General features: G+C 71.7%; 16 protein-coding genes and 1 pseudogene. 1 reads left to right on the plus strand and 16 read right to left on the minus strand.

Annotated features, from left to right (window positions below; genetic code table 11):
• Positions 1–28: 28 nt before the first annotated feature.
• The 6 genes from der to ACIOMQ_RS16725 form a co-directional block, all read right to left on the minus strand.
• Complete coding sequence (gene der, locus ACIOMQ_RS16700; RefSeq protein ID WP_362210447.1) at positions 29–1,498, minus strand: ribosome biogenesis GTPase Der; 1,470 nt, start codon at positions 1,496–1,498, stop codon at positions 29–31.
• Positions 1,499–1,550: 52 nt separating this feature from the next.
• Positions 1,551–2,261, minus strand: coding sequence for a lysophospholipid acyltransferase family protein (locus ACIOMQ_RS16705; RefSeq protein WP_401269923.1), 711 nt, complete (start codon positions 2,259–2,261; stop codon positions 1,551–1,553).
• Complete coding sequence (gene cmk, locus ACIOMQ_RS16710; RefSeq protein ID WP_362210444.1) at positions 2,219–2,935, minus strand: (d)CMP kinase; 717 nt, start codon at positions 2,933–2,935, stop codon at positions 2,219–2,221. The genes ACIOMQ_RS16705 and cmk overlap by 43 nt, the downstream gene beginning before the upstream one ends.
• A gap of 124 nt (positions 2,936–3,059) precedes the next feature.
• The gene (locus tag ACIOMQ_RS16715) at positions 3,060–4,145 is read right to left on the minus strand and encodes a prephenate dehydrogenase (protein ID WP_362210441.1); all 1,086 of its coding nucleotides are present in this window, start codon (positions 4,143–4,145) and stop codon (positions 3,060–3,062) included.
• The gene (aroH, locus tag ACIOMQ_RS16720) at positions 4,142–4,504 is read right to left on the minus strand and encodes a chorismate mutase (RefSeq protein ID WP_362210438.1); all 363 of its coding nucleotides are present in this window, start codon (positions 4,502–4,504) and stop codon (positions 4,142–4,144) included. The genes ACIOMQ_RS16715 and aroH overlap by 4 nt, the downstream gene beginning before the upstream one ends.
• 400 nt (positions 4,505–4,904) lie before the next feature.
• Positions 4,905–5,330, minus strand: a complete 426-nt coding sequence (locus ACIOMQ_RS16725) for a YidB family protein (protein ID WP_402189269.1) — start codon at positions 5,328–5,330, stop codon at positions 4,905–4,907.
• Between the two features lie 150 nt (positions 5,331–5,480).
• Between ACIOMQ_RS16725 and ACIOMQ_RS16730 the strand changes: the two genes are divergently transcribed.
• Positions 5,481–6,176 carry a DNA polymerase beta superfamily protein gene (locus ACIOMQ_RS16730; RefSeq protein WP_402189271.1) on the plus strand — a complete coding sequence of 232 codons (696 nt, stop codon included), beginning with the start codon at positions 5,481–5,483 and terminating at the stop codon, positions 6,174–6,176.
• On the opposite strand, the pseudogene ACIOMQ_RS16735 reads toward ACIOMQ_RS16730, so the two are convergent.
• The 10 genes and pseudogenes from ACIOMQ_RS16735 to ACIOMQ_RS16780 form a co-directional block, all read right to left on the minus strand.
• A pseudogene (locus ACIOMQ_RS16735) lies at positions 6,173–6,962 on the minus strand (DNA polymerase beta superfamily protein). The gene ACIOMQ_RS16730 and the pseudogene ACIOMQ_RS16735 sit on opposite strands and share 4 nt — an antisense overlap.
• Before the next feature lie 3 nt (positions 6,963–6,965).
• Entirely contained in the window at positions 6,966–7,988 is a 1,023-nt protein-coding gene (locus ACIOMQ_RS16740; RefSeq protein ID WP_362210426.1) for an ADP-ribosylglycohydrolase family protein, read from the minus strand.
• On the minus strand, positions 7,985–8,719 hold the full coding sequence (locus ACIOMQ_RS16745) for an NUDIX domain-containing protein (protein WP_362210423.1): 735 nt from the start codon (positions 8,717–8,719) through the stop codon (positions 7,985–7,987). Before ACIOMQ_RS16745 ends, ACIOMQ_RS16740 begins: the two co-directional genes overlap by 4 nt.
• Positions 8,716–9,795 carry an AAA family ATPase gene (locus tag ACIOMQ_RS16750; protein ID WP_402189273.1) on the minus strand — a complete coding sequence of 360 codons (1,080 nt, stop codon included), beginning with the start codon at positions 9,793–9,795 and terminating at the stop codon, positions 8,716–8,718. The genes ACIOMQ_RS16745 and ACIOMQ_RS16750 overlap by 4 nt, the downstream gene beginning before the upstream one ends.
• Positions 9,792–10,445 carry a nicotinamide riboside transporter PnuC gene (gene pnuC / locus ACIOMQ_RS16755; protein WP_402189275.1) on the minus strand — a complete coding sequence of 218 codons (654 nt, stop codon included), beginning with the start codon at positions 10,443–10,445 and terminating at the stop codon, positions 9,792–9,794. The genes ACIOMQ_RS16750 and pnuC overlap by 4 nt, the downstream gene beginning before the upstream one ends.
• A gap of 132 nt (positions 10,446–10,577) precedes the next feature.
• Positions 10,578–11,681, minus strand: coding sequence for a pseudouridine synthase (locus tag ACIOMQ_RS16760; RefSeq protein WP_402189277.1), 1,104 nt, complete (start codon positions 11,679–11,681; stop codon positions 10,578–10,580).
• Positions 11,681–12,328, minus strand: coding sequence for an SMC-Scp complex subunit ScpB (scpB, locus tag ACIOMQ_RS16765; protein WP_392185543.1), 648 nt, complete (start codon positions 12,326–12,328; stop codon positions 11,681–11,683). Before scpB ends, ACIOMQ_RS16760 begins: the two co-directional genes overlap by 1 nt.
• Positions 12,325–13,479, minus strand: coding sequence for a segregation and condensation protein A (locus ACIOMQ_RS16770; protein WP_402189279.1), 1,155 nt, complete (start codon positions 13,477–13,479; stop codon positions 12,325–12,327). Before ACIOMQ_RS16770 ends, scpB begins: the two co-directional genes overlap by 4 nt.
• 106 nt (positions 13,480–13,585) lie before the next feature.
• Positions 13,586–14,197, minus strand: a complete 612-nt coding sequence (locus ACIOMQ_RS16775) for a hypothetical protein (protein ID WP_401270008.1) — start codon at positions 14,195–14,197, stop codon at positions 13,586–13,588.
• A complete protein-coding gene (locus tag ACIOMQ_RS16780) occupies positions 14,194–15,312 on the minus strand; it encodes a ParA family protein (protein WP_362210405.1) in 1,119 nt (372 codons plus the stop codon). Before ACIOMQ_RS16780 ends, ACIOMQ_RS16775 begins: the two co-directional genes overlap by 4 nt.
• Between the last annotated feature and the right edge of the window lie 200 nt (positions 15,313–15,512).

A 15,512-nucleotide genomic window follows, 5' to 3' on the forward strand; every position in this document is an offset into this window, starting at 1 on the left:
TCCGGGGCTCCGTCATGAGGTCTGCGTGCTACTTGTTGCGACCGCGCTTCTCGCGGACCCGCACCGAGATGTGGATCGGGGTGCCGTCGAAGCCGAACTCCTCGCGCAGCCGGCGTTCGACGAAGCGCCGGTAGCCGTGCTCCAGGAAGCCCGAGGAGAACAGCACGAAGCGCGGCGGCTTGGTGCCCGCCTGGGTGCCGAAGAGGATCCGGGGCTGCTTTCCGCCGCGGACGGGGTGCGGGTGGGAGGCGACGATCTCGCCGAGGAAGGCGTTCAGCCGGCCGGTGGGGACGCGGGTCTCCCAGCCGGCGAGGGCGGTCTCGATCGCCGGGACCAGCTTCTCCATGTGCCGGCCGGTGGCGGCGGAGACGTTGACCCGCGGGGCCCACGCGACCTGCGCGAGCTCCGTCTCGATCTCGCGCTCCAGGTAGTAGCGGCGCTCCTCGTCGAGGGTGTCCCACTTGTTGTACGCGATGACCAGTGCGCGACCGGCCTCGACGGCCATGGTGATGATGCGCTGGTCCTGGACGCTGATGGACTCGCCGGCGTCGATCAGGACGACGGCGACCTCGGCCTTCTCCACGGCGGCGGCGGTACGCAGCGAGGCGTAGTAGTCCGCACCCTCCTGGAGGTGGACGCGGCGGCGGATGCCGGCCGTGTCGATGAACTTCCAGGTGATGCCGCCGAGCTCGATCAGCTCGTCGACCGGGTCACGGGTGGTGCCCGCGAGCTCGTTGACGACGACGCGGTCCTCGTTCGCCACCTTGTTCAGCAGCGAGGACTTGCCGACGTTCGGACGGCCGATGAGCGCGATCCGGCGCGGTCCGCCGATCGCCGTGCCGAAGCGCTGCGCCGGGGCCTCGGGAAGGGCTTCGAGCACCGCGTCGAGCAGGTCACCGGTGCCGCGGCCGTGCAGCGAGGAGACCGGGTACGGCTCGCCGAGGCCGAGCGACCAGAGCGCGGTGGCGTCCGCCTCGCCGCTCTGCCCGTCGACCTTGTTGGCGCACAGCACGACGGGCTTGCCCGCCCGGCGCAGCAGCTTGACGACGGCCTCGTCGGTGTCGGTCGCGCCGACCGTCGAGTCGACCACGAAGACGACCGCGTCGGCTGCCTCGATCGCGTACTCGGCCTGGGCGGCGACGGAGGCGTCGATGCCGAGCACGTCCTGCTCCCAGCCGCCGGTGTCGACGACCTTGAAGCGGCGGCCCGCCCACTCGGCCTCGTAGGTGACGCGGTCGCGGGTGACGCCGGGCTTGTCCTCGACGACCGCCTCACGGCGGCCGATGATCCGGTTCACCAGTGTCGACTTGCCGACGTTGGGACGGCCGACGACGGCGAGCACGGGAAGCGGTCCGTGACCGGCCTCACCGATCGCACCCTCGACCTCTTCGGCGTCGAAGCCCTCCTCCGCGGCGAGCTCCATGAACTCCGCGTACTCGGCGTCGCCAAGCGCTCCGTGCTCGTGGTCCGAGCCGCCGGAGTGAATCTGGTCGTTCATGAAGTCCGTTCCTCTTTGCATCATCATCGATGGGCCACGACCACGCGGCCCACTACTCAAGTCTTACCCGGCGCCCGGTGAAACGCCTGGCCTCGTCCAGGTGGGCGGTCAGCCGCCCCTGGATCCGTACCGTCGCCTCGTCCAGCGCCTTCCGGGTCCGCCGACCGCTTCCGTCCCCCGCGTCGAAGGCATCGCCGAACACGACATCGACCCGGCTGCGCAGCGGCGGCAGTGCCGATATCAACCGTCCGCGGCGCTCGGTGCTTCCCAGTACCGCCACGGGCACGATCGGTGCCCCGCTGCGTACCGCGAAGTATGCGAGCCCGGCACGCAGAGCGGCGAAGTCGCCCTCGCCCCTGGTGCCCTCGGGGAAGATCCCGAGCACCCCGCCGTTCTCCAGTACGCCGAGGGCGTGGGTGATGGCGGTGCGGTCGGCGGTCGTACGGTCCACCTTCAGCTGCCCGATTCCGCGCAGGAACGGGTCGAGCGGGCCGACGAACGCTTCTTTCTTGATCAGGAAGTGGACGGGCCGGGGCGCGGTGCCCATCAGCATCGGACCGTCGATGTTGTGTGAGTGGTTCACCGCGAGTATGACGGGTCCGGAGGCGGGAACCCGCCACGCACCGAGGACGCGGGGCTTCCACAGCCCGTACATCAGCCCGATGCCGATCCCGCGCCCGACCGCCGCACCGCGCGGCGCGGGCGTGCCCGTGGTTCGGGTCACTTCGCGGCCCGCTTCTCCTCGACGAGGGTGACGATGCACTCGATGACCTGCTGAAGGGTCAGCTCGGTGGTGTCCACCTCGACGGCGTCGTCCGCCTTGGCCAGCGGGGAGGTCTTGCGGCCGGAGTCGGCCGCGTCCCGCTTGATCAGCGCCTCCTTCGTGGCGGAGAGATCGGAGCCCTTGATCTCCCCGCTGCGGCGGGCGGCACGCGCCTCCGGCGACGCGGTGAGGAAGATCTTCAGGTCGGCGTCGGGCAGCACCGTGGTACCGATGTCACGGCCCTCGACCACTATGCCCCGGTCGGCCGCGGCGGCGATGGTGCGCTGCAGCTCGGTGATCCGGGTGCGCACCTCGGGGACCGCGCTGACGGCGCTGACGCTGGAGGTGACCTCCTGGGTGCGGATCGGGCCCGAGGCGTCCTCGCCGTCGACGGTGATCGTCGGGGCGGCCGGGTCCGTGCCGGAGACGATGACCGGCTTGGTGGCGGCGGTCGCCACCTCCATCGCGTCCCGCACGTCGATGCCGTTGTTCAGCATCCACCAGGTGATCGCCCGGTACTGGGCGCCGGTGTCCAGGTAGCTCAGGCCGAGCTGCGCGGCGACGGCCTTGGACGTGCTCGACTTGCCGGTGCCGGAGGGTCCGTCGATGGCGACGATCACTGCGGCCGGGGCCGTCCGGGCGGCGGCGCTTGCGGTTTCCACGGTGGTGGACACCTTCCTGGTTTCACGGGGCGGGCGGGACGGGGGCGCGCGAACCCGCCCCGCACAAGGTTACCGAGTGTCGGAGCGGTCCTCTGCACCCCTGTGGACAACCGCCTCCCGGGGGGCCGCCCCGGGCCTACTGGCGCAGCGACCAGCCACGCTCGCGCAGCGCCGCGCTCAGTTCGGCGGCCGCGCTCGGTTCGACCATCAGCTGGACCAGGCCCGCCTGCTGCCCGGTGGCGTGCTCGATACGGACGTCCTCGACGTTGACCCCGGCCCGGCCGGCGTCGGCGAAGATCCCGGCCAGTTCGCCCGGCCGGTCGCTGATGAGCACGGAGACGATCTCGTACGAGGCGGGAGCCGTCCCGTGCTTGCCGGGCACCCGGACGCGGCCCGCGTTGCCGCGGCGCAGTACGTCCTCGATGCCCTCGGTGCCCTCGCGGCGCTTGTCGTCGTCACCGGACTGCAGACCGCGCAGCGCCCGTACCGTCTCGTCCAGATCGGCGGCGACCCCGGCCAGCACGTCGGCGACCGGCCCGGGGTTGGCGGAGAGGATCTCCACCCACATCCGGGGGTCGGAGGCGGCGATCCGGGTGACGTCCCTGATGCCCTGACCGCAGAGGCGTACGGCGGTCTCGTCGGCCTCCTCCAGCCGGGCGGCGACCATCGACGAGATCAGCTGCGGGGTGTGAGAGACCAGGGCGACGGCCCGGTCGTGGGCGTCGGCGTCCATGACGACCGGGACGGCGCGGCAGAGCGCGACCAGTTCCAGGGCGAGGTTGAGGACCTCGGTGTCGGTGTCGCGGGTCGGGGTGAGGACCCAGGGGCGGCCCTCGAAGAGGTCCGCGGTGGCGGCGAGGGGGCCGGATCGCTCCTTGCCGGCCATCGGGTGCGTACCGATGTACGGGGCGAGATCGACGCCGCGGGCCTCCAGCTCGCGGCGCGGGCCGCCCTTGACGCTGGCGACGTCGAGGTAGCCGCGGGCGATGCCGTCCCGCATGGCGGTCGCCAGCACCGTGGCGACATGGGCGGGCGGCACGGCGATGATCGCCAGGTCGACGCGGCCCACCGGCTCCTCGTCCGTGCCGGCGCCGAGCGCGGCGGCGGTGCGGGCCGATTCGGGATCGTGGTCGACGAGGTGGACATGGATGCCGCGCCCGGCCAGGGCGAGGGCTGCGGACGTGCCGACGAGGCCCGTTCCGATGACGAGGGCGGTTCTCACTGGGCGATGTCCTTGCGGAGGGCGGCGGTGGCGCCGAGGTACACGTGCGCGATCTCGGACTTGGGAAGGTACGTCTCGACGTGCGCGAGAATCCGCACCACCCGGGGCATGGCGCCCACGATGTCCAGTTCCTGGGCGCAGATCAGCGGTACGTCGACGATACCGATCCCGCGCGCCGCGGCGGCCGGGAAGTCGCTGTGCAGATCGGGGGTGGCCGTGAACCAGATGCTGATCAGGTCGTCAGCGACGAGGCTGTTGCGCTCCAGGACCGCGGTGAGCAGGGCGCTGACCTGTTCGCCCATGTGTCCGGCCTCGTCCTGTTCCAGTTGGACGGCTCCACGGACCGCTCGTACCGCCACGTCGTGCTCCTCGCTTTTTCGTACGTGTCGCGCCTGCTGTCCGCCTGCGTGATCTCGCTGCGTGATCAGCCTAAAGGCTGTCCGTAATCCCTGGTGGATCGGTGTGGGGAGTCGGATGCGGTGCATCGCAAGGCGGAGGGACGCCCGAATACCGGATGTATTCGGGCGTTCCGACAACGCGGCGAGGTGCCGTAGCTGTCGTCGCACGCCCGCCGGGGACTACGGGACAGCCCTTGGAGGGGCGGCGCGGTCGGCGGTCCGGGGCGCTCTGTCCGTGCGACGGGGCGGGCACGCGGGCACGGCCCGGGACCTGCCGCCCCGGCCGCCCGGGGCGATCCGGCCGGGAGGCCGATGCGAAGCCCGCGCGGGCCGTTCCGCACGGCCGCTCGGGCCGCCGCCGTCAGAGCTGCTGCTCCCGGACCAGGTCCTCGATCGAGCGGCCCTCCGGCACCTCTCCCGACGGAGTCAGTCTGTCGACCGCTGTCGGCAGCGACCGGGCGATCTCGTCGGCCGCCTGCTCCGTGCTGACCCCCGCTTCCCGGGCGACCTTCCGCAGGGTCTCGTCCGGCAGCGCCCCGGCGATCTGGGCGCCGCTGACCGCCTGGTTCTCACCGGTGCCGACCCAGGACTGCGCCTGGTCGACGAGGCCGGACTTGGTGAGCATCCCGATCAGCCCTTCGAGCGCGTTGCCACCGCCGCCCGTACCGCCCTGGCCGCCGAGCGCGCCCAGCAGCGCGCCGAGGATGTTCCCCGCACCGCCCGAGGCGCCACCCGAAGCGCCGCTCCCGCCGCCGCCCAGCAAGCTGCCGAGATCGTTTCCCGCCATGGTTCTGCCTTTCCAGAGGGGATGATTTATCGACAATGTCGATCAGAACCCGGGCTTCTGCCACCTGAGCGGGGCACCCTGGGCACTGTCCCGGCCGCGGCACGCGAATCCCCCGGTGCAACCCGATTCCGCTCACGTACTCTCGCCGGCATGATCACCCCGGATCCCGAGGCTCTCGTACGCGACCACACGGTCTACTCCTGTGTGATGGGTTCACGCGCCTTCGGGCTCGCCACGGAGGGGAGCGACACCGACCGGCGCGGCGTGTTCCTCGCGCCGACCCCGCTGTTCTGGCGGTTCGAGAAACCGCCGACCCATGTCGAGGGCCCGGCGCGTGAGCAGTTCTCCTGGGAGCTGGAACGCTTCTGCGAGCTGGCGCTGCGCGCCAACCCCAATGTGCTGGAGTGCCTGCACTCACCGCTGGCGGACCACGTCGACGCCGTAGGGCGTGAACTGCTCTCCCTGCGCGGCGCGTTCCTCTCCCGGCTGGCCCATCAGACCTTCGTCCGCTATGCGTTGGGCCAGCGCAAGAAGCTGGAGGCGGACGTGCGGCAGCACGGGGCACCGCGCTGGAAGCACGCCATGCATCTGCTGCGGCTGCTGGCCTCCGGCCGGGACCTGCTGCGCACGGGCGAGCTCACGATCGAGGTGGGCGCGGCCCGGGAGGAGCTGCTGGCGGTGAAGCGGGGCGAGGTGCCGTGGGCGGAGGTCGAACGCCGCATGAACCGCCTCGCCGCGGAGAACGACGAGGCCGTGAAGGACTCCCCGCTCCCCGCGGAGCCGGACCGGTCCCGGGTGGAGGACTTCCTGATCCGCACCCGCCGGGCATCCGTGTCCTGGCCCTAGGACGCCCGCCCCGTCAACCGCGCCCGCACCACGAGGTCGTGCAGCCCCTCGAACCCCCCCGGCCGCCTCGGGCAGCCCCGATTCCGCCTGGGCCCGGTCCAGCACCCCGTGCAGCGCCTCGACGTCCCGGGCCGCCGCCGCACCGGCCGCGTCCCCCGCTCCCCCGTGCTCGGCCCCGGCCTTCGCGTCGATCAGCTCGGGCAGATACGCGGGCGCAGCCACCTCCCCGAGGAGGGTCGGCAGATGCGCCCGCACCTCGCCGCTGCGCATCAGGTGGATCCCGGTGAGCAGCGCCCGGAACGTGTACAGCAGCGGCTTCAGCTCACCGGTCTTCTCGAAGAGCCGCCACTGGGTGCGGGCGAATCCCCGGTAGTGGTGGGCGTGGTTGCGGGTGATCACACCCGGCGCCAGGTCCACCAGTTCCGCGTGCGTCTCGCCGGTGTGCACGACCAGCGGCGAGAGCAGCTGCTCCAGCACATAGCCGTTCGGCTTCAGCATCAGCCGGACGAACTTCCGCAGGTCGTGCGTGACGAGATCCATCTCGACCCCGTCCCGGTCCCACATCCGCGAGCGCGTCTCCTCGGCCTCGCGCAGCCCCACGAGGTCCTCCGCGGGCAGGAGATGGACCCCCCGAAGGTCCACATCCGAGTCCTTGGAGGGGAACCCGTACAGATGCGCCCCGGAGACCGTGGCGAACAGCAGCGGGTGGCGCTCTTCGGCGAGGACCGGGCCGAGGTCCATGGCCGGCAGCCCGGCGTCCTTGAGGTGCTCGGTGTCCGTACGCATGGGTCAGGAATCCCAGAGCGCCCCCAATGCCAGCAGGTCGCTCCGGTACTCGATCCGCTCCGACCACTCCTTGGGCCAGGCCCCCGCCCCCAGGTGCGCCCCGGCGAGCGCGCCGGTCAGGCAGCCGAGGGAGTCCGAGTCGCCCCGGGTGCAGGCGGCCCGGCGCAGCGCGGTGACGGGTTCCTCGGGGAAGAGCAGGAAGCAGTGGAGGGCCGTGGCCAGGGACTCCTCGGCGATCCAGCCGTCACCGGTCGCCTCGCAGGGGTCGGTCTCCGGGGAGGGGTCGCGCAGGGCGTCCTGGACGCGGGCCAGGGCCGTGAGGCATTCGTCCCAGCCGCGCTGGATGTACTGCTCGGGCGAGGAGTCGCCCGCGTACCGCCAGAGGTCGCCGAGCCAGCGCGTGAGGTAGCGTCCGCTGTTCTCGTAGGCGTAGCTGCGCAGTTGCCCGATCAGGCCCATCGGCTCCGCGCCCTGCGCCAGCAGGTACACCGCGCGGGCCATCAGGTCGGACGCGGCGAGCGCGGTCGGGTGCCCGTGGGTGAGGGCGGCCTGCAACTGGGCGGCACCGGAGCGCTGTTCCTCGCTCAGCCCCGGAACGAGCCCGACCGGGGCGACTCGCATGGTGGCGCCGCAGCCCTTGGAGCCGGTCTGGCCGGCCTCCTGCCAGAGCCGGTCGCTGTCGAGCAGGCGGCAGGCGGTCATGCAGGTGCGGCCGGGGGCGCGGTTGTTGTCGGGCGAGTGGTACCAGTCGACGAACTCCTCGCGCACCGGGCGGACCAGCCGCAGCGGGGTGAGCAGCCCGCGGTCCATGGCGGTGCGGATGCCCCGCCCCAGGGCCAGCGTCATCTGGGTGTCGTCGCTGACGATCGCGGGCTTCGGCAGCCGCATCTGGCGCCACGGCCCGCACTTGGCGAGGATCGACGGAACGTTGTTGAACTCGGTCGGGAAGCCCAGTGCGTCGCCGAGCGCGAGCCCGGTCAGTGCGCCGGTGGCGGCCTGCTTGGTGATGGTCCTGGTCACGATCACGTGGTTCTTCCTTCCGGTCTCAGGAGTGGAGGGTGCAGGGCGGTAGCGGCACCCGCCCGGTAGAGAGCGGCCGGCTTTCCCCGTCCGCCGGTGCGGCGCGGTGATCCCTCCACGGCCTGGACGAAGCCGGGCGTGGTGAGGACCTTGCGCCGGAAGTTGGGCCGGTCCAGCTCGACGCCCCAGACCGTCTCGTACACCTGCTGAAGTTCCCCCAGGGTGAATTCGGGCGGGCAGAAGGCGGTGGCCAGGCAGCTGTATTCGAGTTTGGCGCCGACGCGGTCGTGGGCGTCGGCGAGGATGCGGTCGTGGTCGAAGGCGAGCGGGCCGAGGGCTCCGGCGTCCCACCACCGGGCGTTGGCGGCGTCGCCGCCGCCGCGGGGTTCGGGAAGGTCGGGGACGAGCGCGGCGTAGGCGACGGAGACGACCCGCATCCTCGGGTCGCGGTCCGGTTCGCTGTAGGTGCGCAGCTGTTCCAGGTGGAAGGCGGAGACGGTGCCCTCGGTCAGGCCGGTCTCCTCGGCGAGCTCCCGGCGGGCGGCGTTCTCCGCGGACTCGCGGGGCCGGACGAAGCCGCCGGGCAGGGCCCAGTGGCCCTTGTAGGGGTCCTCGCCCCGTTCGACGAGCAGGACGTTCAGCCGGGTGTCGCGGACCGTGAAGACGGCGAGGTCGACGGTGACCGCGAAGGGTTCGAAGGCGTACGGGTCGTAGCCCGCGGGGGCACCGGTGCTCATCGGCGCTCCGGGAGAGGTGCGGCGAAGTTCCAGCCGGCGGCGAGCAGGGTGTCGACGGCGGAGACCGCGGTGTCCAGGCGTTCCCGGTGGGTTCCGGTGAGTTCGATGAACCTCCTTCCGGTACGGGTGAGTTCGGCCCGGAACCGGTCGGTCATCCAGGGCCGCAGCTCCTCGCCGTCGCGCAGTCCGTCGTCCTCGAAGGCGACGCCCTCGTGGTCGGTGAGCAGCCACAGGTGGTGAGCCACGCGGTCGGCGGCCTCCTCGACGAGCGGGTTGCGGCCGCCGATGTACCGCTCGTGCCAGACGGTGGTGGCGAAGGAGTCGGTGTCGCAGAAGAGCACCGGCGACCCGGTGCGCGCGGCCGCCTCCTCCTCGGCGTTCTGCGCCTCGGCGATCAACGGGAAGTCCTCGGTGGCGAAGGCGACGTCCTCCCACTGGGCCCCGGGCCACCGGGCGCGCAGCGCGGCCAGCTTCCGGGCGCTGAACTCCCGTCCGTACTCGGCGACGCAACGGGTCTGCGCCCAGGCCCCGCCGCGCCGGCGGTAGTGGTCGGTGAGGGCACGGGCCATGGTCGTGGTACCGGTGGATTCCGCGCCGAGGACGACGATCCGGCGGGTGAGCGCGGCCCGTACCGGCGGTTCGAGGTAGTCCCAGCAGCCGACCGGGTCCTTGCGGACCGCGGTACCGGACACCGGGAAGACCGTGCGTTCGGGGTCGACGCAGACGGACTCGGCACCGAACCTGCGGGCCAGTTCGTCCCCGTACGACTCCGATGTGAAGACGGCGTCCACCGGATCGGGCACGGCCCCGGTGAAGACGGCCATGTGCGCGTCCCAGATCACCGGGTCGTGGAGATCCATGCGGATGTCGTCGACCGCGCCCACGACCCGTACGTCCGGGTGCACCTCCCGCATCCAGGCCACCCGGTCGGCGAGCGATATGGACTCGACGGAGGCGGCGCACACCAGGACGGTCAGCCGCTCGCAGCGGTCCTGCGCGGTGCGGACGAGGTGGTGGTGGCCGGCGTGCGGCGGGTAGAACTTCCCGAGGACGAGCCCGTGCCCGAAGCGCTTCATGCCGCCACCTCCACGGGCCGGTGCTGCTGTATGGCGGCATCGCGGCGCCAGTTGCGCAGGCCGATCAGACACAGCGTGAGGAAGCCGGCGTACAGCAGGGAGGTCAGATAGAGCTCCTTGTACGCGTACAGCGGGATGTACACCACGTCGGCCGCGATCCAGAGCCACCACGACTCGACGAGCTTCCTGCACTGCCCGTACGTGGCCGCCAGGGACAACGCGGTCGTCAGGGCGTCCCAGAAGGGCACGGTCGAGTCGGTGGCGCGGCCCAGCAGGACGGTGAGGGCGGCGGTCCCCACCGCCCCTGCCGCGAGCAGCCAGACCCATTCGGTGCGTGTGGTGCGCCGCACCGGCAGGTCCCGTGCACCTGGTCCACCCCCGTGGGTCCAGGTCCACCAGCCGTACGCGGCAAGGGCGATGAAGACGATCTGGAGGCCGGCGTCGGCGTACAGACCGGACTGGGTGAACAGCGCGATGAAGAAGAGGTTGTTGGCGATGCCGATCGGCCAGTTGGCGAGGTGTTGGCGGGCCACGAGCCAGACACACAGCGCCCCACTGCCGAATCCGAGCACCTCGGTCCAGCCGACCGGGGTGCCCAGGACCGTCACCAGGGGTTGCTGCAAGGGATCGAGGACATCCGCGAGACTCACTCCCGCCTCCTTAATAGTCACTCTGACTATAAAGGCGGAACGGTGGCAGCAAAAGACCCGCGGCCGATTCCTGTTCGAAAATCGAAAACAGGAACCGGCCGCGGGCCGTGGAACGGACGGAGCCGGACGCTCCTACAGGCCGACCTCGCGCATCAGCATGCCGACCTCGGTGTTGGTGAGGCGGCGCAGCCAGCCGGACTTCTGGTCGCCCAGCGGGATCGGCCCGAAGGACGTCCGTACGAGCCGCTCGACCGGGAAGCCCGCCTCGGCCAGCATCCGGCGGACGATGTGCTTGCGGCCCTCGTGGAGGGTCACCTCGACCAGGTAGTTCTTGCCGGTGTTCTCGACGACCCGGAAGTGGTCGGCGCGGGCGTAACCGTCCTCCAGCTGGATGCCGTCCTTGAGCCGCTTGCCGAGGTCGCGCGGGAGCGGTCCCTGGATGGCTGCCAGGTAGGTCTTCTTCACCCCGTACTTGGGGTGGGTCAGACGGTGGGCCAGCTCACCGTGGTTGGTGAGCATGATGATGCCCTCGGTCTCGGTGTCCAGCCGGCCGACGTGGAAAAGCCGCGTCTCACGGTTGTTGACGTAGTCGCCGAGGCACTGGCGGCCGTCCGGGTCCTCCATGGAGGAGACGACACCGGCCGGCTTGTTCAGCGCGAAGAAGAGGTACGACTGGGCGGCCACGGTCAGACCGTCGACCTTGATCTCGTCCTTGTGCACGTCGACGCGCATGCCCTGCTCGACGACGATCTCGCCGTTGACCTCGACGCGGGCCTGCTCGATCAGCTCCTCGCACGCGCGGCGCGAGCCCATGCCGGCCCGGGCGAGGACCTTCTGCAGCCGCTCACCCTCCTGCTCGGCGCCCGGGAAGGTCTTGGGCGTCCTGATGTCGGGCTTGCCCGCGTACCTGTCCCGGTTGCGCTGCTCGATCTTGGCGTCGAGCTCGCGCGGACGGGACAGGGCGCCCTGGCGCCGCGGGCCGCCGCTCCGGCCGCCGGACTGCGCGGGCTTCGGGCCGCCCTTGGCGCCGCCGCGGGCCGCCGCGCCGCGGCCCTTGCGGGGGCCTTCGCCGCTCTTCTCGCCGGTGGAGCCCACGTCGTAGCGGCGCTCCTCGGGCCGGGGCCGACGGGGCCGCTGCTCCTGCTTGCCGTCGCGCCCGGCGCCGGCACCCCGGGGATTCCGGTTGCCGCCGCTCCTGTCGCTGCCGCTTCCGCTGTTCCTGCCACTGCTTCGCATCAAAATTCCGTCTTGTCGTCTGCGTGAGTATCCGGGGTGTCCGGTGCGTCCGGATCGAACGACGGCACACCCTCTGGCGTCTCAGCCTCGATCGCGTCCGCCTCGGGGAGGAAGGGCGCGAGTTCCGGGAGCTCATCCAGGCCACGCAGGCCCATCCGCTCCAGAAAGTAATTCGTCGTCCTGTACAGGATCGCACCTGTTTCGGGTTCCGCGCCCGCTTCCTCGACGAGGCCCCGCTGGAGCAGGGTCCGCATGACCCCGTCGCAGTTCACTCCGCGGACCGCGGAGACCCTGGACCGGCTGACCGGCTGGCGGTACGCGACCACGGCGAGGGTCTCCAGGGCCGCCTGCGTCAGACGGGCCTGCTGGCCGTCCAGTACGAAGCCCTCGACGGCCGCCGCGTACTCGGGCCGGGTGTAGAAGCGCCAGCCGCCCGCGACCAGCCGCAGATCGAAGCCGCGGCGCTGCACGGTGTACTCGTCGGCGAGCTCGCGCAGCGCGTCGGCGACGGCTCTGCGGGGCCGCTCCAGCACCTTGGCGAGGTGCTCCTCGGTGGCCGGCTCGTCGACGACCATGAGGACGGCCTCCAGCGCGGGCTTGAGATCAAGGTCCGCGACCGTGGAGCCGGTGGTGTCCTGCTGACTCATGCCTTCACATCCTCCTGGTCGTCCCGCACCTCGGTCACCTCGGCGTCGAACTCGTCCGTCACGACGGGCTCGGCCCCCGCTCCCCCGGCCCAGCGCACCAGGAGCTCCCCGAGGGCCTCGTCCTGGTCGAGGGCGACGGCCTTCTCCCGGTACAGCTCCAGCAGCGCGAGGAACCTGGCGACGACGGTGAGGGTGTCCCGGGCGTCCTCGGTGAGCACCCGGAAATTCATCTCCCCCGCCTCCCGCAGCCGCGCCACCACGATCTCGGCCTGTTCCCGCACACTGACCAGCGGGGCGTGGATGTGGTCGACGTACACCTGCGGCTCGGGCTTCGGCTGCATCGCCTTCACGGCCAGCTCGGCGAAGCGTGCGGCCCCGATGCGGATGACGACCTCGGGCAGCAGTTCGGCGTGGTGCGGCTCCAGCCCCACGGTCCGCGGGAAGCGCCGCCCCTCCGACTCCAGCCGGTCGCTGAAGATCTCGGCGACGCGCTTGTACGCGCGGTACTGGAGCAGCCGGGCGAAGAGCAGGTCCCGGGCTTCGAGCAGCGCCAGGTCCGCCTCGTCCTCCACCTCGGCGGCGGGCAGCAGCCGGGCGGCCTTCAGATCGAGCAGGGTCGCGGCGACGACGAGGAACTCGGTGGTCTGGTCCAGGTCCCAGTCCGGCCCCATGGCGCGGATGTGCGCCATGAACTCGTCGGTGACCTTGGACAGTGCGACTTCGGTCACATCCAGCTTGTGCCGGGAGATGAGCTGCAGGAGCAGATCGAAGGGCCCCTCGAAGTTCGCCAGCCGTACGGTGAACCGCCCGTCGTCGGCGGGCTCGGGTGACGGACCGGGTGATGCCGGTACGCCGGGCTCGGCGGGCTCGGCGGGCTCCGCGGGCGCTTCGGGTGGTGCCGCGGCCGGCTCAGGGGCCGGGCCGGGAAATGCCGGTACGGCGGGCTCGGAGGGCGCTGCGGATGGCACCGGTGGGGCGGAGGCGTCGGCGGCCGCATCGGCCACCGACGGGGCCGGGGACGCCTCCCCGGCCCCGGGGAGCTGCGGGGCAGCGGCTCCACCGCCCCCGCCGCCCGTCGGCGCGGCCCGGCCGCCCGGACCGCGGCCCAAGGGGCGGCGAGGGGTGCGGGCGGGCTCGTCGGTCGTCGGCATGAGGGTCCAGGGGCAGCGGGATACGGGCGGCGGTCTGCGGCCCGTACGGGAAGGGCCGGACCGCTGGGCCGGCGGCGGCGCTCCGGGCAGGCTAGGGCCTGTCCGGTCAGCGACCGCGCAACCGCCGCACGAGGATGCTCGCGTCGCCCCTCGACTCCAGGTCCGCGAGAACCACCGCGACCGCCTCGCGGACGATCCGCCCGCGGTCGACCGCGAGCCCGTGCTCCCCGCGGAGCACCAGGCGGGCGTGTTCGAGGTCCATCAGTTCCTCGGCCGAGACATAGACGGTGATCTTCTCGTCGTGCCGCTCCCGGCCGCTGGGCCGCCGGTTCGCCCCGCGCCCGCCTCCGCGGCTGCGCTGCTGCTGGACACCGGGGGCGGGAGCCGCCTCCTGAGCGGGCGGCTGCGTGGACGGCTGTGCGGACGGCGCGGACTGCTGGGGCCTGCGCCCCGGCTGCCCCGCCACCGCGCCCCGGCCGCCGTCACCGCCGCGGCTGCGCGACTCCCCCGCGTCGGCGTCCGCCGCGGAGTGCTCCTCCCGCGCGGCGGCCTCCGCCGCGCCCGCCGCGGCCCCGTCGGCCCCGGCATCGCTCTCGCCGGCCGGGCCGGGTACCCGGGCCTCGCCGTTCGCCTTGCGCCGCCGGTCACCGGGGGACGACGCCTGCAGCCCCATCCCCCCGGTGGTACGGAACAGTTCGTCGGCCCCGGGCAGACTCACTCGGCGTGACACCGGGCGAGCACCTCCCTGGCGAGCTGGCGATAGGCGGCGGCACCGACCGAGTTGGAGGCGTACGTGGTGATGGGTTCACCGGCGACCGTGGTCTCCGGGAAACGCACGGTGCGCCCGATGACCGTGTGGTAGACGTGATCGTCGAATGCCTCGACGACGCGCGCGAGGACCTCGCGGCTGTGCACCGTACGGGAGTCGTACATGGTGGCGAGGATGCCGTCGAGCTCCAGATCCGGATTGAGCCGCTCCTGGACCTTCTCGATGGTCTCGGTGAGCAGCGCCACACCTCGCAGCGCGAAGAACTCGCACTCGAGCGGCACTATGACCTTGTGGGCCGCCGTCAGGGCGTTCACGGTGAGCAGGCCCAGCGAGGGCTGGCAGTCGATCACGATGTAGTCGTAGTCGGCCAGCAGCGGCTTCAGGGCGCGCTGCAGCGTGGACTCCCGGGCCACCTCGCTCACCAGCTGCACCTCGGCGGCCGACAGGTCGATGTTGCTGGGCAGCAGGTCCATGTTCGGGACCGCGGTCTTCAGCAGCACCTCGTCGGCCGACATGCCCCGCTCCATGAGCAGGTTGTAGACCGTGAGGTCGAGCTCCATCGGGTTGACGCCGAGTCCGACCGACAGGGCTCCCTGCGGGTCGAAGTCGACGAGCAGGACGCGGCGCCCGTACTCCGCGAGCGCGGCACCCAGGTTGATGGTCGACGTGGTCTTGCCCACGCCGCCCTTCTGGTTGCACATCGCGATGATCTTCGCGGGACCGTGATCGGTCAGCGGGCCCGGGATCGGGAAGTAGGGCAGGGGCCGGCCGGTCGGGCCGATCCGCTCGCGGCGCTGGCGGGCAGCGTCGGGCGCGAGGGTGGCCGCGTACTCCGGATCGGGCTCGTACTCGGCGTCGGGGTCGTAGAAGTGCCCCTGGGGCACCTCGTCGAAGTCGGCGAAGTGGGCGGAATCTCGGCCACTCTCGTTGCCGGCCATGGCGTTCACGTGTAGGCCGTCCATCATCTGGGGGGCTGTCGTCATGTGCTGATTGGTGGCGAAGGTGCGGACAGCGACGGAGCCGACAGCCTCCAGCCCGTTCGGGCTCTGGCCCCGTGCAGGCATCCCTGGTTGAACACCCCCGGGAGTAATTGTCGACTCATTCACAAGTCGTCTTACCTCCTTGGACGTGACCAGGAAACTTTATCGATAGGTCAGCGTGGCACCATGCCGACGATTGGCGACTCTATGGCGTGTCACCGGTCCGCAGCAACACAATCCGCCGGACCCGGCCCGATGTGTCGGCAATCGAACACCTCCCTGTC

Source organism: Streptomyces sp. NPDC087845, assembly GCF_044742755.1.
GTDB lineage: Bacteria > Actinomycetota > Actinomycetes > Streptomycetales > Streptomycetaceae > Streptomyces.